The 19,350-nt window shown below is 44.1% G+C and carries 21 protein-coding genes and 1 pseudogene; 1 reads left to right on the top strand and 21 read right to left on the bottom strand.

Annotated features, from left to right (window positions below; translation table 11 throughout):
* Positions 1-11: 11 nt before the first annotated feature.
* From rluB to EV146_RS17415, 8 genes are all read right to left on the bottom strand, one after another.
* The gene (rluB, locus tag EV146_RS17450) at positions 12-737 is read right to left on the bottom strand and encodes a 23S rRNA pseudouridine(2605) synthase RluB (protein WP_132008830.1); all 726 of its coding nucleotides are present in this window, start codon (positions 735-737) and stop codon (positions 12-14) included.
* Positions 738-1,271: 534 nt separating this feature from the next.
* A complete protein-coding gene (locus tag EV146_RS17445; RefSeq protein WP_121611961.1) occupies positions 1,272-1,802 on the bottom strand; it encodes a spore maturation protein in 531 nt (176 codons plus the stop codon).
* Between the two features lie 7 nt (positions 1,803-1,809).
* Positions 1,810-2,397 (bottom strand): nucleoside recognition domain-containing protein, encoded by a 588-nt coding sequence (locus tag EV146_RS17440; protein ID WP_121611960.1) that lies wholly within the window; start codon positions 2,395-2,397, stop codon positions 1,810-1,812.
* Complete coding sequence (locus EV146_RS17435; protein WP_132008827.1) at positions 2,397-3,533, bottom strand: D-alanyl-D-alanine carboxypeptidase family protein; 1,137 nt, start codon at positions 3,531-3,533, stop codon at positions 2,397-2,399. The genes EV146_RS17440 and EV146_RS17435 overlap by 1 nt, the downstream gene beginning before the upstream one ends.
* Positions 3,534-4,204: 671 nt before the next feature.
* Entirely contained in the window at positions 4,205-4,693 is a 489-nt protein-coding gene (locus EV146_RS17430) for a YpuI family protein (RefSeq protein WP_132008824.1), read from the bottom strand.
* A 41-nt stretch (positions 4,694-4,734) separates the two neighbouring features.
* Complete coding sequence (locus tag EV146_RS17425) at positions 4,735-5,154, bottom strand: hypothetical protein (protein WP_132008821.1); 420 nt, start codon at positions 5,152-5,154, stop codon at positions 4,735-4,737.
* 187 nt (positions 5,155-5,341) lie between these two features.
* Positions 5,342-5,920 (bottom strand): SMC-Scp complex subunit ScpB, encoded by a 579-nt coding sequence (gene scpB / locus EV146_RS17420; protein ID WP_132008818.1) that lies wholly within the window; start codon positions 5,918-5,920, stop codon positions 5,342-5,344.
* A complete protein-coding gene (locus EV146_RS17415) occupies positions 5,907-6,671 on the bottom strand; it encodes a segregation/condensation protein A (protein WP_132008815.1) in 765 nt (254 codons plus the stop codon). Before EV146_RS17415 ends, scpB begins: the two co-directional genes overlap by 14 nt.
* 159 nt (positions 6,672-6,830) lie before the next feature.
* Between EV146_RS17415 and EV146_RS17410 the strand changes: the two genes are divergently transcribed.
* The gene (locus EV146_RS17410) at positions 6,831-7,358 is read left to right on the top strand and encodes a DUF309 domain-containing protein (protein ID WP_132008812.1); all 528 of its coding nucleotides are present in this window, start codon (positions 6,831-6,833) and stop codon (positions 7,356-7,358) included.
* Positions 7,359-7,364: 6 nt separating this feature from the next.
* Here EV146_RS17410 and EV146_RS17405 read toward each other — a convergent pair whose 3' ends face one another.
* The 13 genes and pseudogenes from EV146_RS17405 to deoB all read right to left on the bottom strand — a co-directional run bounded on the left by EV146_RS17405 (position 7,365) and on the right by deoB (position 19,161).
* On the bottom strand, positions 7,365-7,742 hold the full coding sequence (locus tag EV146_RS17405; RefSeq protein WP_132008809.1) for a GNAT family N-acetyltransferase: 378 nt from the start codon (positions 7,740-7,742) through the stop codon (positions 7,365-7,367).
* A gap of 374 nt (positions 7,743-8,116) precedes the next feature.
* Entirely contained in the window at positions 8,117-9,436 is a 1,320-nt protein-coding gene (gene lysA / locus EV146_RS17400; RefSeq protein ID WP_132008806.1) for a diaminopimelate decarboxylase, read from the bottom strand.
* A 140-nt stretch (positions 9,437-9,576) separates the two neighbouring features.
* Positions 9,577-11,055, bottom strand: coding sequence for a spore germination protein (locus EV146_RS17395; protein ID WP_132008803.1), 1,479 nt, complete (start codon positions 11,053-11,055; stop codon positions 9,577-9,579).
* Between the two features lie 35 nt (positions 11,056-11,090).
* Positions 11,091-11,510 carry a stage V sporulation protein AB gene (locus tag EV146_RS17390; RefSeq protein ID WP_132009196.1) on the bottom strand — a complete coding sequence of 140 codons (420 nt, stop codon included), beginning with the start codon at positions 11,508-11,510 and terminating at the stop codon, positions 11,091-11,093.
* The gene (locus EV146_RS17385) at positions 11,500-12,120 is read right to left on the bottom strand and encodes a stage V sporulation protein AA (protein WP_132008800.1); all 621 of its coding nucleotides are present in this window, start codon (positions 12,118-12,120) and stop codon (positions 11,500-11,502) included. The genes EV146_RS17390 and EV146_RS17385 overlap by 11 nt, the downstream gene beginning before the upstream one ends.
* A gap of 254 nt (positions 12,121-12,374) precedes the next feature.
* Positions 12,375-12,557, bottom strand: a pseudogene (locus EV146_RS27920) (transposase); the annotation flags it as partial.
* Positions 12,558-12,783: 226 nt separating this feature from the next.
* On the bottom strand, positions 12,784-13,542 hold the full coding sequence (gene sigF / locus EV146_RS17375) for an RNA polymerase sporulation sigma factor SigF (RefSeq protein WP_121611948.1): 759 nt from the start codon (positions 13,540-13,542) through the stop codon (positions 12,784-12,786).
* A gap of 12 nt (positions 13,543-13,554) precedes the next feature.
* On the bottom strand, positions 13,555-13,995 hold the full coding sequence (gene spoIIAB / locus EV146_RS17370; RefSeq protein ID WP_132008797.1) for an anti-sigma F factor: 441 nt from the start codon (positions 13,993-13,995) through the stop codon (positions 13,555-13,557).
* Position 13,996: 1 nt separating this feature from the next.
* The gene (gene spoIIAA, locus EV146_RS17365; RefSeq protein ID WP_121611946.1) at positions 13,997-14,347 is read right to left on the bottom strand and encodes an anti-sigma F factor antagonist; all 351 of its coding nucleotides are present in this window, start codon (positions 14,345-14,347) and stop codon (positions 13,997-13,999) included.
* A gap of 147 nt (positions 14,348-14,494) precedes the next feature.
* Positions 14,495-15,667 (bottom strand): D-alanyl-D-alanine carboxypeptidase family protein, encoded by a 1,173-nt coding sequence (locus tag EV146_RS17360; RefSeq protein ID WP_132008793.1) that lies wholly within the window; start codon positions 15,665-15,667, stop codon positions 14,495-14,497.
* A gap of 133 nt (positions 15,668-15,800) precedes the next feature.
* The gene (locus EV146_RS17355; RefSeq protein ID WP_132009193.1) at positions 15,801-17,105 is read right to left on the bottom strand and encodes a pyrimidine-nucleoside phosphorylase; all 1,305 of its coding nucleotides are present in this window, start codon (positions 17,103-17,105) and stop codon (positions 15,801-15,803) included.
* Positions 17,106-17,139: 34 nt separating this feature from the next.
* A complete protein-coding gene (locus tag EV146_RS17350; RefSeq protein WP_121611943.1) occupies positions 17,140-17,964 on the bottom strand; it encodes a purine-nucleoside phosphorylase in 825 nt (274 codons plus the stop codon).
* Positions 17,965-17,979: 15 nt separating this feature from the next.
* On the bottom strand, positions 17,980-19,161 hold the full coding sequence (deoB, locus tag EV146_RS17345; protein WP_132008790.1) for a phosphopentomutase: 1,182 nt from the start codon (positions 19,159-19,161) through the stop codon (positions 17,980-17,982).
* Between the last annotated feature and the right edge of the window lie 189 nt (positions 19,162-19,350).

The following is a 19,350-nucleotide window of genomic DNA, read 5'->3' as shown; positions in this document are numbered from 1 at the left end:
TTTGCTTTTTTCTATTTCTTCCCCATTGCAAGTGTCCGCAGCTGTTTCACTTCATGCGGTGTCAGCTCTTTAAAATCCCCGGAGTTTAAACCATGGAGGGTCAGGGTTCCGTAACGTTCACGTTTTAGCTTCAAAACTGGATGTCCAATCGCTTCAAACATTCTTCTCACCTGTCTGTTCCTGCCCTCATGGATGGCAAGTTCAATAATGGATGTTTGTTTTTTCTTATCAAGAGACAGAAGCTTGACCCTTGCAGGAGCTGTTTTCCCATCTTCTAAATGGACTCCCTTTTCAAGGCTCCTCAGCTTTTCCTTAACAGGGATTCCCTTTACCTTGGCAACATAGACTTTTTCCACTTCACTGCTCGGGTGCATCAAAAGGTTAGCAAACTCCCCGTCATTTGTAAGGAGCAATGCTCCGGAAGTGTCAAAATCCAGCCTCCCGACCGGGTAAATCCTTTGTTTTATCTGTTCGAAATAATCTGTAACCACTTTTCTGCCCTTTTCATCTTTTACGCTGGAAATGACTCCGCGCGGCTTATAGAAGAGGAAATACACAGGCTCCTCCCTTTCCAAAGGAATTCCGCTTACTTCAATCCTGTCTGAACCTGTCACTTTTATCCCAAGCTCTTTGACGACCTTTCCATTAACCGTTACTCTTCCTTCAAGAATCAGCTCTTCTGCTTTTCTTCTTGAAGCTATCCCGGCGTGTGCTATTACTTTTTGCAATCTTTCCATGCAGGTCACTCCCATTATCGTGTCAACTTAAATTATTATTTTAATATCAAATCCATCCTTATGAATTATGACATAAAACGCTTTGTTTTCAAAGCACACAGCCCATAAAAAAAGATACCTGCCTCAAGGTACCTCCAACTGTGCACAAACTCGGTGAATATCCGAGTTTCCCTGTGCTCTTAATGTTCAGCAAAATTATGATTGCCTTTTCAGGCGCTTCGCCTACCGCGGGTAGCCAGGGGGCCTCCCCTCCGCGCAATAAACCTTCTGATTTCCCTGTCCTGTGCCCGCATGATTCAAAGTCTAAGCCCACAGGTATTCTATATGGGTCCGGCACTATTCTAAAACATGGTTAGATTCAATCAAATAAAGATTAAATCAATGAAGTACTCCCTCCAGGGGGATTGCCTCCGCCTTAAGCAAAATACAAAAAAGAGGATTGGGAATGAGAGCATTCCTAATCCTCTTTTGGAGGGGCAACCCCGAATATCTTCGGTTTAGATATCTCCTTACATGCGAATGACTTGTACATCTCTATCCAAACATGATGGTGACTACAACAATTGCAGCCGCAAATCCTGCCAGGTCGGCCAGCAATCCCACTTTAAGCGCATCCCCCATTTTCTTGATTCCTACTGCACCAAAATAGACAGTCAGTACATAAAAGGTTGTATCCGTGCTCCCCTGAAGGGTTGAGGCCAATCTTCCGATAAAAGAGTCGGGCCCATGTGCGGCAATCAAGTCGCTGGTCATCCCCAGGGCTGCATTCCCTGAAATCGGCCGGATAATCGCCAATGGGATAACATCGGCGGGTATGCCTATCTTCTCCAGGCCGGGCCTGATGAATTCCATAAAATAATCCAGCGCCCCGGATGCCCGAAACACCGATATAGCCACCATCATTCCAACCAGGAAGGGAATGATGGATACAGCCATCTTTATTCCCTCCTTGCCGCCTTCTACGAAAGTTTCGTAGGTAGGAACCTTTTTCAGCGTTCCGTAAACAAGGATAAATCCAATTAGGACCGGAATAATCCAGAGTGAAATGGCAGAGATCAATTGCATAGGCGCTTCATCCTTTTCTGGTTCTTCGATAATGGAAATAACGATCTATAAAAATTGCAGCCACTGCTGAAAAACAGGTAGCGATTAACGTAGGTCCAACGATTTCGGTAGGAGCCGCTGAATGATAGGTCATTCGAATTGCAATCACTGTAGTTGGTATAAGTGTAATGCTCGAGGTATTGATTGCCAAAAAGGTCACCATCGACCGGCTTACCGTATCTCTTCCTCCATTTAACCTTTTCAGTTCCTCCATTGCTTTTATTCCAAGAGGGGTGGCTGCGTTGCCGAGCCCAAACAAATTGGCCATCATGTTTGATAGAATATAGCCCATTGCCGGATGTCCTGGAGGAACTTCCGGAAACAAGCGTGAGATCAATGGGCGGAAGAGATTGGACAATTTATCAAGCAGCCCGGCGGATTCAGCGATCTTCATCATGCCCAGCCAAAATACAAGGATACTAATTAACCCAATACAGAGTGTTACAGCTTCTTTGGCTCCATTGAAGATGGCTTCGTTTACTTCAGCCATCGTTCCATTAATTCCTGCGAAAACAAGCCCAATCAACGTCATGAAGACCCAGATATAATTAACCATCAGTCATCAGCCCTTATGCCTGTAACAGCTGTAAAAATATTCTTAAAGAATTGCAAGTATGATTTTTTTTCGACAGGATCCTGCTTGTAGTAGATTGGCATCGACTTGATTTCCTGCCCGTCCAGATAGACTACTGCTTTCCCAACAATCTCGGGAATTCTTTCTTTCTCTGGATCTTCAGGGGGCTTAAGAAGCTTGTACTCAACCCTAACAAGACTTTCCTCTTTGGCCGTGAGCGGATATTCAAAAGAGTTGCGAAGATAGACCCTGCCTTTGTAAAGTGAATCTTTCAGCCCTTTAATCTTCCCTTCAGCCAGAATTTGAGCAACATCATACTGTGTAAATGCACTCTCATACAGATAGATATGGTCATTCCAGTCGCTTGGGCCATTAAGCGTTACGGCAATTAGCTCGAAGTCGCCTTTCGCAGCAGTTGTTACCAGAGTTCTTTTTGCCCTTTTTGTATAACCGGTTTTTCCGCCCGTTGTATACTTATATAATTCAGTCAAAAGTCTATTTTTGTTTTTCCAGACTCGATCCCAAGATTCATTTGGGTTTGGAGCACGGTGAATTTTCGTTCCTGATATTTCACGGTAGGTTTCATTATTCATCGCGTACCTGGTCAGCAGCGCCATATCATAGGCTGTCGAGTAATGGTTCTCATGATCATCCAATCCATGAGGGTTGGCAAAATGAGTGTTTTTCATTCCGATCTCTTCTGCCTTCTGATTCATCAAAAAAACAAACCCGTCAAGGCTGCCTCCTACATGTTCCGAGATTGCTACTGCAGCATCATTGCCAGACCTTAGCATTAACCCATAAACAAGGTCCTCCAGCAAAATTTTTTCTCCGGCCTTCAGGTAGAGAGAGGACCCTTCCGTACCAGCTGCATTGCTGCTGACCTTGACTTGTTCATTCAGTTTACCGGACTCAATCGCCAAAATGGCCGTCATGATCTTGGTGATACTGGCAATGCGTTCGGTATCATGAGCCTTTTTTTCATAAAGGACACGACCCGTGTCCTGTTCGATCAATATGGCATTTCGGGCACTCACTGAACCAGCTGCTGCTGGCTGCGGGTCGTAATGAAATAGCCATGTAGCAAGTAGCAATAATACGATTGATATCCTCTTCATTGAACAGACCTCGTCTCCCTTTGGCAGTTTGTACAAGTTTATGCAGAGGAGGAGCTGATATGACAAAAAGGATGTCCACCCTTCCGGCGATTAATAAAATAAATAAAGCAGCCTCTAGGCAAATTCAATGAAAAATCGACCTTGTCTAGGGTTTTTTATTAGTGTTTATTAATGGGACTGTTGACTTCCGTTCCAGTCGTTTCGCTTACCTCGGGGCGGGCGGTACCCGCAGGAGTTTTAACGACTTCCACTTCAATCACAGGGTTTTAATAGGCATTGTGATCCTCGATCATTAAAAGGTGGTAACCCGTCATATGGGGCAAGGATATGTAAAAGAAGCAGTTCACCTGAGGCATTGACTGTTCAAAACGTAAGGAGAACATGGAGCGGATACTTGCAGATGCAAAAGGAATGCATGGGCGTGCATTTTATCATCCTTAGGTGACTTAAAAAATTGTCCATGCCAGCGATGCTTGCTTTTGCTGCATTGAGTCTGAAAAAAGATGGCCAATTGGACATGGTGGGGCCAGATAATGGCCTAGCGTCCGAAGCAAGGGGGCGGCTAACCTGGAGGAAAAACTCAAAAATAGACAAAAGGGGTTCGGAATGGAAACATTCCGAACCCCTTTTGTCTACAAACTGAAAGCAGCCTGTCATGCTGCTTTTTCCCTTTATTTTGACTGTAGCATTTTTGTTCGATAATCTGTTTCGTAATATTCAAGTTCCTCGCGAATCCTTTGAAACTCACCTTCAAGGGACACGAATAACGCCTTTACACTATGCGGCACGGGTTCCCTGAATTTTATTGCATTTTTCCCGGTATAAGCGGAGCGGCTGTCTTCATACCATATATCACTCTTTGGAGAGAAAAACTCTTCCACACAGTGATAATAAATACGATAGAGAGTTTTTTCGGCGGCCCCTTTGGAGAACGGCTGGGATTGGGCAACTATATTGCATGCTTCCAGGCCTTCTTCACAGAAAACCAGCAGCTTGCGGATCGTGGATAATACTTGTTTATAGTAATCCTCATTCCCAGGTTCTTCCTTTATAAGTCCTGCCAGGGTAGAATCGTTTAAGAACCCTTCCAGGCCTGATACAGTTTGTCCCAGAAAATTTTTCACTTCTTCAACCTGTGTTTTCACAATCGTATTCCCCATAGTGGCACCTCCAGTTTTTATACGGACTTGAGCAATTTGGCCTAAACGGTCTGAATGATATATTCATGAGATGAGCGCACTTCAGCGCTTCCATTATCTACAATTTGCTGAACGAGCCCGGACAGTTTATGAAAATCAAGGCCTTTAAAAATGTCCTGAAATTCTCTCTCCGAGTTGATATATACCCTTTTACGATGTTTATATGCTGGATTTTTCAGCAGACAGGCAAGAGCCACGATATCCTTGAATGAAACTTCATGAACGCCAAAACTAAATATTGGATCTTGTTGATAAGGGGTAAACCGGTCAAACTGTTCATTAAAATATCGGACATACAGGATATGCACTGTTTTTTCAGTACCGTTCTCCATGAATGTGACTTCACTACGGTTAAAGAAGTCTTCAGATGTGTTCGATTGCTGTTTTTCCAGTTCGTAGCCCTTGCATCGTTTGATAATCATTCGAACCCTCCTGGAATGATTCATTTGCGTCCTGTAGTAAATATGTATGCTTGAAATGCTCCATCCGAGAACAGGAAGCATTTGTAATAATATTTAAATTTTATCATATTTTCGGTCATTTGTCTTAAGACAATTTATCCAGAAAAAAGCGCCTTGTTCAGCATATTGGCTGCTCAAGGCGCAAATTTTAGAGTTCCTGGAATTTCTCAAAAAACAGATCTGCTTCCTCATCTGTATCTTCATCCTCAATCTTCTCTGGCAATGGCGGCAGTTCATCAATACTTTGCAGGCCAAAGTAATCGAGGAATTCTTTCGTCGTTCCATATAGAAAGGCACGTCCTGTCCCTTCTGCCCGTCCTACTTCTTTTATTAAAGCTCTGGCCGACAGGGTCTGTATGGGCCTTTCCGTTTTAACCCCGCGAATTTCCTCAATCTCCACTCTTGTGATTGGCTGCTTATAGGCAATTATAGCCAGAGTCTCTAATGCGGCTTGAGATAAATGGGATGTACCTGGTGATTCAACAAGCCTCTTTAGGTATTCTGCATGCGCCTTCCTGGTTGCCAGCTGATAGACCCCCGCAATCAGAAGAAGCACCAGGCCCCTATTTTCATCGTCCTCATAATCTTTCTGCAGGGCACTGACCAGTTCTTGGGCCTCCGATTCCTCCATCTCAAGAACTCCCGCAATTTGCTTCAAGGAGAGGCCTTCGTCACCTGCAGCAAATAAAAGGCTTTCGAGAACTCCTTTCCAGTTAATGGTCTCCAATCCCGTTGGCCCCTTTCTGTGCTGTCACATATATTTCTGCAAAATTATGCTCCTGATCAACCTGAATTTCCTGTCTCTTCATGAGCTCCAGGACCGCGAGAAATGTAACCACAATATGTTCTCGTTCCGGCACTGGAAACAGCTCGGAAAAACTCCTCCGTTTGCCATCCGCTTTAAGGAGGTCAATGATTTCCGCCATGCGCTTTTCTATTGGTATTTCCTGCCGGGTCACTTTGGTGGACAAAGGCCTCTGCAGCTTTTTCCTTCGCAGCAGCTTTTGCATTGCGCCGAGCATATCGTAAAGAGTGACATTCAAATCTGCATTATCATGCTGGTTCTCCTTGGCATACTCAGTTAAGTCGCTAGGCGGTTTGGTATACATCAATCCGCGATCCATCTCTAATGCTTTGAATTCATTCGCAGCTTCTTTATATTTTTTATACTCAACCAATTTTTCGACAAGTTCATCACGGGGATCCTCCTCTTCATCAAACGAAAAAGCATCCACTGGTACTTCTTCATGCTTAGGCAGCAGCATCTTGCTTTTGATTTCAAGCAGTTCGGCTGCCATAACCAAAAACTCGCTGGCAATGTCCAGCTCGAGTTCCTTCATCGCATGTATATAGATTAGGTACTGCTCTGTTATTTCAGCGACAGGGATATCATAGATATCGATTTCAAGCCTGTTTATTAAATGGAGGAGCAAATCCAGCGGCCCCTCGAACGCTTCAATTTTTACATTATATTGCATTGTTTCCCACCAAGATTCAAGATGTCATAGTTTTTGTCATATCTAGTATAGAGGATAGCATTTTTCTTATCCATAAATATTTGTCCCGGATTTCCGACTCATCCTTTCTGCTACATTATGATAAGCTATAGTTAGCTGCTAGCAGAAGGAGGTAGGGGAATGTTCCCGAATGCATATATAGAATACCTTATCCATTTCCATGGAGACAGGGATTATTTCGAATGCCATGAAGTGCTGGAGGAATACTGGAAAGAAACAGATCCAGGCAATAAAAGGTCCATCTGGGTAGGACTTATTCAGTTTGCTGTGTCTTCCTACCACTTCCGAAGAAGGAATCTGGCAGGAGCTCTAAGAACTCTGGAAAAGGCAGCCGAAATCATAGCTGCGGAAAGAGAAAAATGCACAAATCTGGGAATTGATCACATAAGATTTATGGAGCTTCTATCTGACCGGAGAAACGAAATCATAACACACCAGACCTACCAAAGCGTAAATATACCGATTGCTGACACAGGGCTGTTACAGACATGCAAAGTTCAATGTGAAAGGCTTGGGTATGTCTGGGGAAGTAAAAGCAATCTAGCTGATAAACAACTTATCAGCAGGCATTCGCTCAGAGACAGAACGGATGTCATTATGGAAAGACATTCTGCGCTTAAAGCGAGGCAAAGAAAAAAAGGGCAGTGATGTTTATTAATCACTGCCCTTTTCGCTGGCAATTTCTCCTGCCGCTGCACATTTTTCAACAAACGACGCGGTTTCTGCATTGGGAGAAACTGCCTTATTAGAGTAAAGGTCCTGCAATGCACACACCATTCTTTTGCCAATTCCCTGATGGCGATGAGATGGATTTACGGAAATATGCTGAATTTCCAATGTTTCTTCATTTATGATCTGGACCCCTATTAGCCCTGTAATATCTTCGTCTTTCCAAAGAAACAGCTGCCAGCTGTCATCTGTTTCATATTGCTTCATCGTTTGCTGCAGCTTTTTTAAATCTTTTTCGTTTGGCATGAAAGACAGGAGTCCCATGGCTATTTTTTCGAATGCTTTTTTATAACGAATTAACATATTGATCCCTCATTAATTGACTGGCCCTCTAAAAATAAATGATAACATATCCATTTTCTCCATAGCGGGTTGAATTTAAACCTTTTGTAGTTTATGCATGAATAGGAAAGCAGGTTCGTTTAAAAATGCAATTGATATTATCATACAGAATTCTAGCAGTTTCTTCAAATATATTTCCAGCGCTTTATTTGCCGGGAATAATAAAAAGCCAGTAATACACTCCCCATGCAATGGCCATAATCAAAAGGAGAGCAAACAGCAGCCAGTTATTTTTTTTCATTAAGCCCGACCTCCCATTTGATATTCTACAACACCGGGAGGAAAAAAGGCAATTTTTGCTGTCGAAAATAAAAATGGAGCTGCCGGATGGCAGCTCATTTATTTACCCTTTCTTCAAGCGGCAAATCCAGCCTTACCATATCTTCAAAGGTTTCGCGCTTAACAACAAGTCTTTCTTTGCCATTCTCCACAAATACAACAGCCGGCCTTGGAATCCGGTTATAGTTATTTGCCATGGAGTAGCCGTAGGCACCCGTACAGAAAACTGCCAGGATATCCGTGCTTCCGGCCTTTGGCAATGGCAGATCCCAAATGAGCATATCCCCGGATTCACAGGCTTTACCAGCAATCGATACGGTCTCTTCAGGTTCCTCAAGCGCCTTGTTTGCTAGGATTGCCTCATATTTAGCCTGGTAAAGAGCTGGTCGGATGTTATCACTCATCCCTCCATCTACAGCCACATACTGCCTGACATTTGGAACTTCCTTCCTCGAACCGATGCGGTATAAAGTTGTTCCTGCATCCCCGACAAGAGATCGGCCAGGCTCGATCCAGATTTCCGGAACCTTCATATCAAAACGCTTTGCCTGTTTTTTTACCTCGTCAATAATCTCTTCCACATATTGGGAAGCGGGGATTGGATCGTCTTCGCTAGTGTAGCGAATCCCAAAGCCTCCGCCCAAATTCAGTACTGTTGGTTCAAACGATTTCTCTTTTTTCCATCCGTTGAGCTTTTCGAAAATCTTCTTAGCTGCAAGGAGGAATCCAGTCGTTTCAAAGATTTGCGAACCAATATGGCAATGAACACCGAGCAGCTTTAGATTCTTCGATTTAAGGGCAGCCTCAACCGCCTCATCGGCTTGTCCATTTTGAAGGCCAAATCCAAATTTCGAATCCTCCTGGCCTGTCAAAATATAATCATGCGTATGCGCCTCGATTCCCGGTGTTACACGGAGGAGAACATTCACTTGTTTTCCTTTAGCCAAACATAGATCATTCAGCATTTCCAGTTCATAAAAGTTATCAACCACAAAGCAGCCAATTTCCTTTTCAATAGCCATATCCAGCTCTTCAAGGCTTTTATTATTCCCATGGAAGTGAATTTTTTCGGGTGGAAACCCAGCTGCCATAGCCGTATACAGCTCTCCTCCCGATACGACATCAAGAGATAAACCTTCTTCTGCCGCCAGCTGAACCATGGCAACAGTTGAAAAAGCTTTGCTGGCATAGGCTACCTGGGCTTTGATCCCGAGAGATTCAAACGTCCTCTTAAAACTTCTTGCTCTTTCCCTGATTAGCGCAACATCATAGATATACAGAGGAGTCCCATACTGCTCTGCAAGTTTTACTGTATCGATTCCACCTATCTCGAGATGCCCAATGCTGTTAACTTTTGCTGTTCCATGAAATTGCATGATGTCCCCCTCATTCCTTTACCTTCTTGATAAATAAATAGACAGCATCCGGCAGGAGAACTGTCTATTTGTTTTATCTCTTTAGTCCGTTAAATTAAAACTACTTTATCATAATTTATAGGAACACGCAATTTAGTTTTTCAGCTTTTTGCAGGCTGTCTGACCCGATTTCGTGAATGGACAATGCTTGGGCGGATCCGGGAGCCAGGGACAGCCCTGCGGACAAGGATTTGCAAGCACGCCTTGGGCGAAAATGGCAGAAAAGGCCACAGATAAGGAGTATTCAGACATTTAATACCAGCTAAAAACAGGATCCACAGAACTACCCCTACCATAAAACCTGGAACTTTAAATATGGCAGCAGCTGCCAACAGGAAAATCCTTCCTATTTTATTGGCGACACTTAACTCATAGCTTGGTGTGGCATAGGTTCCTATTGCAGCGACGGCAACATAGAGAATGACCTCTGCCCCAAACAGCCCGACATCAATGGCAATCTGGCCAATCAAGACAGCGGCTATCAACCCCATCGCTGTCGATAGCGGAGTTGGGGTATGAATGGCAGCCATTCTTAGGAATTCAATTCCGATATCAGCGAGAAAAAGCTGCAGCAGGATTGGTATATTAGATTCTTTACTAGGGCCGATAAAGGATAAGTAATCCGGCAAAAGCCCAGGATCCTGTACAAATAAATACCATAGCGGCAGCAGCACGACAGATGCAGCCACTCCAAGGAAACGAATCCACCTGACCATTGTTCCTACACCAGGAGATTGCCTGTATTCCTCCGCATGCTGTAAATGATGGAAGAAGGTAGTCGGCGTAATGATGACACTTGGGGATGTATCCACATAGATCAGGACATGCCCTTCCAGCAAATGAGTGGCAGCCACATCTGCACGTTCGGTGTATCTTACTAGTGGATACGGATTATATCCCTGTTTGACCAAAAATTCCTCAATTGTCTTATCAGCCATTGTAATCCCGTCAATGTCAATGGCCTCCAGCTCTTTCTTTATAACCTTTATCAGTTCCGGATTGGCGACATCTTTGATGTATCCCAGTGCTACATCGGTCTTCGACCGTTCGCCTACCTTCAACATTTCGAACCGAAGGCGTTCATCCCGGATTCTTCGTCTGGTCAGGGCTGTGTTTACTATAATATTTTCAACATATCCATCTCTTGAGCCCCGCACTACTTTTTCAGTATCCGGCTCCTGTGGCTGCCTCCCGGGATAGCTTCTCACATCAACTATCAATGCTTTCTCTTCACCATCAACCAGAATGGCAATTAAACCAGACAGAACCTGATCGACGATTTCGTCCAAGGTTTGAACTGGCTGAATTGATTGATGAACAATTCGATTTTCTACAATAGCCTGCAGCTGAGTTGACAGCTTTTCACGATTGTTGATTCCTACGATTTCTTTTATGATCTGCACAATGATACTTGTGTCACAAAGACCATTTACATAATAAAAATGTACCTCTTTTTTAAGGATCTTCAGTTTCCTGACACCAAAATCGAAACTGTCGCCAAGGCCAACCCGATTTTTCATATAGGTTTCAACCTCTGATAACGAGCTTGGTATTGGTTTTTTCTTGTCGTCCGCAGCCATTATACCGCTCTCCTTTCAAGAAGTTTCGATACCAATTAATCCACAAAGTAAACCCATTGGAACAAGGACCCAAATACTTTTCCTAAAACAATGGCCATTATTAAAGTAACAATCCGATCTTCGATTCCAATTCTTTTTGCCAGTATTGGAAATACATTAAGCACTTCAGTCAGAGCAGCAGCAAGCATCCCGACAAAAGTCCCTCCCGCAAGTCCAATTGGTATGGCTATAAACCCTGAAAAGTGCCATACGGGATCTTGTATACTCGCAAAAGTACCAAGGATGGCTCCTAGTACAACCGACCATTCATACCAATAAATCATGCCCATTGTCTTGGTTAACTGTGTAAGCCTTGGTATCACACCAAGAACAGCAAGGAACGCAACAAACCCAGACCCAACTGCAAGACCGCCCGCAAGCCCTGTCAGCATTACAAACAATACGTTAATCGTCATCAAGGTTTTTTATGCTTTCCTTATTTTCGTGCAGGATGACATACTGGTCCAGCGACTGCTGATAATTAAACATTTCAACTTCAAGCGGGCTAGGTTCCTCGTTCAGCCTTTTCTTAAAGACATGGTTAAAAAACAAAATCATGCCAAGGCCTATTCCCAGTGAATAAGGAATTTGAAACAGCAGGGGCTTACTCACATGTTTGCCTGTAAGCAACAGATAAAGACGCTGTTGCACCGCCTGCATACTGACATCTTCATGGAAGTTCATGATTGTCAAGGCGGCCCCGATAAACAACAGCAGCCAGACTAACAGGAACAGGGGGATGGAAACCGTTTTTTTCTTCAGTATAACTTCAATAATGGTCTGGGTTGGACCAACTGCCTGAACCTCTGTCTCGGGAAAGGCCCCAGTGATTTGTCGGATTACTTTCATTACATCAATGATGATAATGTTGTTATCTTCCGGTGAAACTTTGTGAACAGGGAGCGTTTCCAATTTCAAATGGATATCGTCCCTAGAAATAATCTGTGCTATATCCTTAAGCAAGATTGATTCACCGGGATTCACTTTCACCCGGTTGCGCATGCGAATGTAAATTGTGTTTTCCATCCGGTTCACTTCCAACACATAGTTTTCCTCGTATAAATAGTATGGGTTGGTTTGTTGGTTTCATGAAGTCCAATAAATGGGTGGATTCTAATCTGAGACAAAAAGTCAGTTCTGAATAGGATTCACCTCAAATATAAAATTGGGCAAAAAAACATGGATCTTTGACCCATGCCAGTTGTAGACAAAAGGGTTCTGAAAGGTTCCATTCCGAATCCCTTTTGAACTTTTATTGAGTTTTTACATTAGGTTAGGCATTATCGGAGCTGCCATGTCAAATTGGCCATCTTTTTAGGTTCCAATGCAATGTAAGTAGGCATCGCCTGCAAGGACAATTTTTTAAGTTCCCTTAGGGGTGTCCAACGCATGGAATGCTTTTCTTTTGCACCTGCCAATTTACACTCGGTGGTTTCCTTGGGTTGCGCATATATGTTTTTTACTTATTGTAGACGTGAAGACTCCTGTGGGCAGCGGGACAGGTGAGACTCCGCAGGAGCAGCGGGACAGGTGAGACTCCGCAGGAGCAGTGCGACGAGGAAGCTCTCCGCCCGCCCCGCGGAAAGTGAAATGCCTGGAACGGAAGTCAACAGTCCTCACTCATAAACACACATAAAAAAGACTGTGACATTCTCGATTTTCGTCGAGTTGTCTACAGTCTGACATGGATCATTGATCCATACGGGTTTTCATTTGCTGAAGTATTTTCTTTTCCAGACGAGATACCTGAACCTGGGATATCCCAAGCCTTTCAGCTACCTCTGACTGTGTTTGGTCCTTGTAATAGCGGAGGTAGACAATAAGTCGTTCCCTTTCATCAAGCTCCCTTATTGCTTCTTTAAGGGCAATTTTGTCGAACCATCGCCCCTCCTCGCCATTGTCAATTTGATCAAGAAGGGTGATCGGATCACCATCATTTTCATAGACGGTTTCATGGATGGAAGATGGAGTCCGGCTTGCTTCCTGGGCAAGGATTATTTCCTCCGGGGATAGCTGCAGCGACTCAGCCAATTCATTCACTGTCGGTATCCTTCCAAGAGTCTTTGACAGTTCATCCTTTGCCTTGCGGATTTTATTTGCCATTTCTTTTAGGGACCGGCTTACCTTTACGGTGCCATCATCTCTGATAAAGCGTTGTATTTCCCCGATAATCATTGGGACAGCATAGGTAGAGAACTTAACATCATAAGAAAGGTCAAATTTATCAACCGATTTAAGGAGACCGATGCTTCCTATCTGAAACAAATCATCCGGCTCGTAGCCGCGATTCAGGAAGCGCTGGACCACCGACCAGACAAGGCGCATATTTTTCTGGACGATCAGATCTCTCGCTTCCTGGTCCCCTTCATGGCTGCGCTTAATCAGTTCCTTCACTTCATGGTCCTTCAAATAGGCTTGACTGCTATCGTTCTTCACTTCGACATCCATAAGCAGGGCTCCTTAATTGCACAGTGCTTTGCTTTTTAATAAGTGCTTCCTCAAACGTACCTCGGTTCCAAAACCCGGTTCTGACCGAACCTCGACTTCGTCCATAAAATTTTCCATAATCGTAAAACCCATACCAGATCTTTCAAGCTCCGGTTTTGAAGTGTATAATGGCTGGCGTGCTTCATCAATATCCTTTATGCCAACCCCTTCATCCCTGATCACTAACTCTACGGCAGATTCCTCAAGCAAAACGGAAATAAACACCTTGCCGTCAGGCTTGCCATCATATCCATGTATGATTGAATTGGTAACTGCCTCAGAAACCACTGTTTTAATTTCGGTAAGTTCATCCATTGTTGGATCAAGCTGAGCAATAAATGCAGCTACAGTTACGCGGGCAAATGATTCGTTCTGGCTTAAGGCGCTAAATTGAAGATTCATTTCATTCCTCATGCTATGCAACCCCCAAACTTTCTAAGGCAAATTCTTCTGTAGGCTCCAGGCGAACAATTTTAAACAGGCCTGACATATCGAATAGCCTCTTGATTGGCGGTGAAATTGCACAAACGATCATTTCCCCATGCAGCTGCTTGATTTGTTTATATCTTCCTAAAATTACTCCTAGACCTGAACTGTCCATAAAAGTTAAGTTTTCTAGATTAAGGACGATATGGCGGACATTGGGATCTTCCAGAGCCTTTGTAGCCTTTGCGCGCAGTTCATCGGCAGCGTGGTGGTCCAATTCCCCAGTTAGACGGATGCATAATACTTCATCTCTTACTTCCATATTAATGTTAAGACTCACTAGTCCATTGCCTCCTTATCTGGTATAGTGAGTCCTTTTCGCCTTTCATCCAGTCAATTCCTTCCTTCTGGACAAAACTAGTGGCCTTTCGCCAAAAGATTTTACCTTACCTTGAGATTTCGACATCATTCAGGAATGGAAACATAATTACTGCCCTGCTCTTGAAAACATGCCAAAGGCTCTCTTATACAGCTGCCACCAGTTTGCCTCATTGACTGCTTTGCTCGCTACAAGCTGCGATTCAACCATTGTTTTTCCGTCCTGGATCAGCCTTAGAGTCCCTACTTCATCCCCTTTTTGAATTGGGGCTTTCAAGCTCTTCTTCATGGTGATTTTCTGTTCCACATTGTCTATGCTTTCCCCTTTTTTGGTCAGCAGGGAAATCCGCTCAGAGGTTACGGCCTCTATCCGCTTTTCCTTTCCTTTGCTGACAGGTACACTTCCAACGGAATGCCCTTTTTTAAACATTGGGTGTGACTGATACTGACTAAATGCGTAATCAAGCATTTTTGTAACCTGGGCATTTCTTGATTTGGATGTTGGGGCGCCAAACACAACAGTTATTACTCTCATCCCGTCCTTTTGGGCGGTAGCCGTTAAGCAATACTTTGCCTGATTTGTAAAACCAGTCTTAAGCCCATCTACCCCTGGATAGAATCTAACCAGACGGTTGGTATTGACCAGCCAGAACTTTTCATCTGTATCTTCTCGGAGATAATCTTCATATTTCCCTGTAAACTGAGTGATCTTTTCGTATTTCAACAACTCCTTAGCCATTAATGCCATATCATGAGCCGTACTGTAATGTTCGGTTGTCGGAAGTCCGGTCGGGTTTTTAAAAGTGGTATTCTTTAGCCCGAGTTCCTTTACTTTTGCATTCATCATTTTAACGAACTCTTCCTCAGAACCTGCTAATCTTTCTGCCATAGCAACAGAGGCATCATTCCCTGAACCAATAGCAATTCCTTTGAGCATTTCTTCCACTGTCATTTCTTCTCCTGGTTCAAGGAAAATCTGAGATCCTCCCATAGAAGCAGCGTATTCACTTGTACGAACCTTTTCGTCAAACTTTAGCCTGCCCTCGTCGAGAGCTTCCATGATCAGAAGCATCGTCATAATCTTGGTCATGCTTGCCGGCGGAAGCTTTTCATTGCTGTTTTTCTCATACAGTATCCTGCCTGTATCCCGTTCTATCAATATCGCTGAGCTAGACTCATCGGCAAGCTGAGCTCTGCCTTCATTCGCCAGCGTACTGGTCGAAAATAGCGATGTAATAAAAAATGAAACGATCATCAGACTAAACAAACATTTGCGTCTCATGGCCATAACCCTCCTATCTTTATAAGTTCTATTTTTTCCACGTATACCATTTTTATACAGCTAAATAATCAAAAAAAAAGAAGCAGAGAGTTCATCTCAGCTTCTTCCTTCTTGGCAGGCATTTCTGCATGTACTATTCTGTTATCTCACCGTGTACTAATGTGGGGGCATTCACCTGGTTCTTGGTGAGCTTTAAGTTTTTATAAAGCAGTTCTTTTACATGGTCAACATTTTCAAAATTGCTGTGGATGGTAAGCAGTGACTCCCCTTTTTCCACCTTGTCCCCTATTTTCTTTCTAAGGACCAGGCCGACAGCCAAGTCAATTTGAGAGTCCTTCGTTGCCCTTCCTGCTCCAAGAAGCATGGCGGCGGTACCTATTTCATCGGCAACCATCTCTGAAAGATAGCCGGATTCCTTTGCTTCAAGCTCGTACTTGTATTTCGCCTGCGGAAGCCTTGCTGGGTCATCCACTATGGAAGCGTCTCCACCTTGGGAGCTAAGGAAAACCCTGAATGCTTCCAATGCAGAACCGTCCTGGATTGCTTTTTCAAGCAAGTTTCTGGCCTCTTCCAGCGTATTCGCCTTGCCAGCCAGGTAGACCATATGACTGCCGAGTGTCAGGCAAAGCTCGGTAAGATCTTCGGGACCTTGCCCCTTTAACGTATCAATGGCTTCCTGGACTTCAAGGGCATTTCCGATCGCATATCCCAGCGGCTGGCTCATATCAGAAATAACTGCCATCGTCCTTCTGCCAACATTATTCCCAATCCGTACCATTGCCTTTGCCAGTTCCCGGGAGTCCTCCAGCGTTTTCATGAATGCGCCGGCGCCTGTTTTTACATCAAGGACAATTGCATCTGCTCCTGCTGCTATTTTTTTGCTCATAATGGAACTGGCTATCAGCGGGATGCTGTCCACAGTTGCCGTTACATCACGAAGTGCGTATAGCTTTTTATCCGCAGGTGTGAGGTTCCCGCTCTGCCCTATGACAGCTAATTTGTTTTTGTTCACCAGGTGAATGAACTGTTCATTATCGATTTCAACATGGAAGCCTTTGACTGCTTCCAGCTTATCAATGGTTCCCCCTGTATGCCCAAGTCCACGACCTGACATTTTTGCTACAGGAACTCCTACAGCGGCGACAAGAGGACCAAGCACCAAAGTTGTTGTATCCCCCACTCCTCCTGTAGAATGTTTATCTACCTTTATGCCTTCAATCCTTGCTAGATCAATTTGATCTCCCGATTTAACCATTGCCATCGTTAAATCAGCCCGTTCTCTTTCAGACATCCCTTTAAAATAGATCGCCATTGTCAAGGCGCTTATCTGGTAATCAGGAATGGAATTATCTGTATAGCCCTTGATGATAAAGTCTATCTCTGCTGCTGACAGCTCAAAGCCATCCCTTTTCTTCTCTATTAAATCCACCATTCTCATCATAATCACCACTTACCTAAGTATTTGACGATCCTTAAGCTTTGCCAATTTCTTTTACAAGCTCTTTTACATAGCGGAGGAAAGTTGCCTTTACTTTTTCCGTTGTTTCGATGACCTCGTCGTGGGAAAGCGGCTGGTCAAGGATCCCGGCTGCCATATTGGAAATGCATGAAATACCCAGAACGTTCATCCCTGAGTGTCTGGCAACGATTACCTCCGGAACAGTAGACATCCCTACTGCATCTCCGCCCAATGACCGAAGCATGCGAATCTCCGCCGGAGTTTCATATACAGGGCCTGTGTTGCCCACATATACCCCTTCCTGCACATTGATTTGCAAGGACTTGGCAACCTCTTTGGCTGTTTTTCTCAATTCCCTTGAATATGCTTCGCTTAAGTCAGGAAAACGAGGTCCCAGCTCCGCATCATTTGGGCCAATCAACGGGTTTGTCCCCATATTATTGATATGATCGGAAATGAGCATTAGATCTCCGGGTGAAAAACTTTCATTTACACCGCCTGCAGCATTTGTAACGATCAGCGACTCTATTCCCAGCTCTTTCATTACCCGGACAGGGAAGGTGACCTTATCCATGGTGTATCCTTCGTAAAAATGGAACCGGCCCTGCATCGCAACGACACTGACTCCATGCAGGCTGCCGAACACTAGCTGTCCCGCATGCCCTTCCACTGTTGAAACGGGAAAATCCGGAATTTCTCCATAAGGGATTTTCACCGGGTTTTCAATTTCTTCGGCTAGGATCCCCAGTCCGGATCCCAAAATAAGTCCAATTTTAGGCTGTTGGCTGAATTTTTCTTTCAAGAACAATGCTGAGTTTTTGATTTTTCCTCTATCCATTTCTCCACCTCATAACTATTTCATTTCAGATAAGAAACTTGTGCCATGTTCAGGCATTTTCACCTGAAAATTATCCGCTACCGTTGCCCCAACATCCGCAAATGTCTGGCGTAATGGAAGCTCTTTGCCTTTAGCGTTCCCTTTTGAATAGACCAGGAGCGGAACGAATTCGCGTGTATGATCTGTTCCATGGTGGACCGGATCATTCCCATGATCGGCAGTGATAATCAGAAGATCATCTTCCTTTAATTTTCCCATGACCTCAGTGAGCCTTTCATCGTATTCCTCCAACGCCTTGCCATAGCCCAGCGGATCACGGCGATGACCATACAGAGCGTCAAAATCAACCAGGTTCAAAAAGCTGAGTCCAGTGAAATCTTGATCAAGTGTTTGAACCAGCTTATCCATGCCATCCATATTGGAGACGGTCCGCAGGGATTCTGTTACTCCCTCCCCGTCATAAATGTCGGCAATTTTCCCGATGGAAATGACATCATAACCTGCATCCTTCAGTTCATTCATGACCGTGCGCCCAAACGGCTTCAGGGCGTAATCATGACGGTTAGAAGTGCGCTTAAAATCCCCCGGCTGGCCTAGGAATGGGCGGGCAATGACCCTTCCTACCATATACTTCTCATCAAGTGTCAGCTCCCTTGCAATTTTGCAGATTTCATAAAGCTCCTGCAAGGGAATGATTTCTTCGTGTGCAGCAATCTGCAAGACTGAATCTGCTGATGTATAAACAATCATGGCTCCAGTTTTCATATGTTCCCCGCCAAGCTCATCAAGAATTTCCGTACCGCTTGCCGGCTTGTTTCCTATAACCTTTCTCCCGGTCCGTGTCTCCAATTCGGATATAAGTTCATCCGGGAAACCCTCCGGAAATACCTGGAAAGGCGTTTGGATATTAAGGCCCATGATTTCCCAATGCCCAGTCATTGTATCCTTTCCGTTGGACGCTTCCTGCATTTTCGTATAAAAGGCCAACGGTTTTTCCGCCTTTTGGATACCTTTGATTTCCCTGATATTGCTCAGCCCAAGCCTGGCCATATTAGGCATGTTCAAGCCATCCATCTTTTCCGCAATATGCCCAAAAGTATCGGCCCCCTTGTCACCGAACTTCTCGGCATCGGGCGCTTCCCCAATCCCCACGGAATCCATGACGATTAAAAACACCCTTTTATATGTATATGACATCGTGTTTCCTCCTTTTTGGATACGCTCACATAAAATGCTCTAGGTATTTTACCCTTTTTTCCAATTAATAACCCCGATCACCTTTCTTAAAAGTCAGAAGTCTGACATCTATATTTTACTAAATTCCACTCTGAAAAAACAAGAAAAAGCTGCCAGAACCAGACAGCTTTTTCTTGGGCGTATTCTTTC

It is taken from the genome of Mesobacillus foraminis (assembly GCF_004340465.1).
In the GTDB taxonomy this organism is placed as follows: Bacteria; Bacillota; Bacilli; order Bacillales; family Cytobacillaceae; genus Mesobacillus_B; species Mesobacillus_B foraminis.
This window is presented reverse-complemented; position numbering and strand designations above follow the sequence as displayed.

Coding starts and splice junctions, on each gene's coding strand:
- EV146_RS17435 (WP_132008827.1), bottom strand. CDS start 3,533: ATGAAGAGGATATCAATCGTATTATTGCTACTTGCTACATGGCTATTT.
- sigF (WP_121611948.1), bottom strand. CDS start 13,542: ATGGATGTCGAAGTGAAGAACGATAGCAGTCAAGCCTATTTGAAGGAC.
- deoB (WP_132008790.1), bottom strand. CDS start 19,161: ATGTCATATACATATAAAAGGGTGTTTTTAATCGTCATGGATTCCGTG.
- EV146_RS17410 (WP_132008812.1), top strand. CDS start 6,831: ATGTTCCCGAATGCATATATAGAATACCTTATCCATTTCCATGGAGAC.
- EV146_RS17425 (WP_132008821.1), bottom strand. CDS start 5,154: ATGATTATCAAACGATGCAAGGGCTACGAACTGGAAAAACAGCAATCG.
- EV146_RS17415 (WP_132008815.1), bottom strand. CDS start 6,671: ATGCAATATAATGTAAAAATTGAAGCGTTCGAGGGGCCGCTGGATTTG.
- EV146_RS17445 (WP_121611961.1), bottom strand. CDS start 1,802: ATGCAATTGATCTCTGCCATTTCACTCTGGATTATTCCGGTCCTAATT.
- EV146_RS17440 (WP_121611960.1), bottom strand. CDS start 2,397: ATGGTTAATTATATCTGGGTCTTCATGACGTTGATTGGGCTTGTTTTC.
- EV146_RS17405 (WP_132008809.1), bottom strand. CDS start 7,742: ATGTTAATTCGTTATAAAAAAGCATTCGAAAAAATAGCCATGGGACTC.
- EV146_RS17390 (WP_132009196.1), bottom strand. CDS start 11,510: ATGACGATTAACGTATTGTTTGTAATGCTGACAGGGCTTGCGGGCGGT.
- EV146_RS17355 (WP_132009193.1), bottom strand. CDS start 17,105: ATGAGAATGGTGGATTTAATAGAGAAGAAAAGGGATGGCTTTGAGCTG.
- EV146_RS17395 (WP_132008803.1), bottom strand. CDS start 11,055: ATGGCTGCGGACGACAAGAAAAAACCAATACCAAGCTCGTTATCAGAG.
- rluB (WP_132008830.1), bottom strand. CDS start 737: ATGGAAAGATTGCAAAAAGTAATAGCACACGCCGGGATAGCTTCAAGA.
- EV146_RS17350 (WP_121611943.1), bottom strand. CDS start 17,964: ATGGATAGAGGAAAAATCAAAAACTCAGCATTGTTCTTGAAAGAAAAA.
- lysA (WP_132008806.1), bottom strand. CDS start 9,436: ATGCAATTTCATGGAACAGCAAAAGTTAACAGCATTGGGCATCTCGAG.
- EV146_RS17385 (WP_132008800.1), bottom strand. CDS start 12,120: ATGGAAAACACAATTTACATTCGCATGCGCAACCGGGTGAAAGTGAAT.
- EV146_RS17430 (WP_132008824.1), bottom strand. CDS start 4,693: ATGGGGAATACGATTGTGAAAACACAGGTTGAAGAAGTGAAAAATTTT.
- spoIIAB (WP_132008797.1), bottom strand. CDS start 13,995: ATGAGGAATGAAATGAATCTTCAATTTAGCGCCTTAAGCCAGAACGAA.
- EV146_RS17360 (WP_132008793.1), bottom strand. CDS start 15,667: ATGAGACGCAAATGTTTGTTTAGTCTGATGATCGTTTCATTTTTTATT.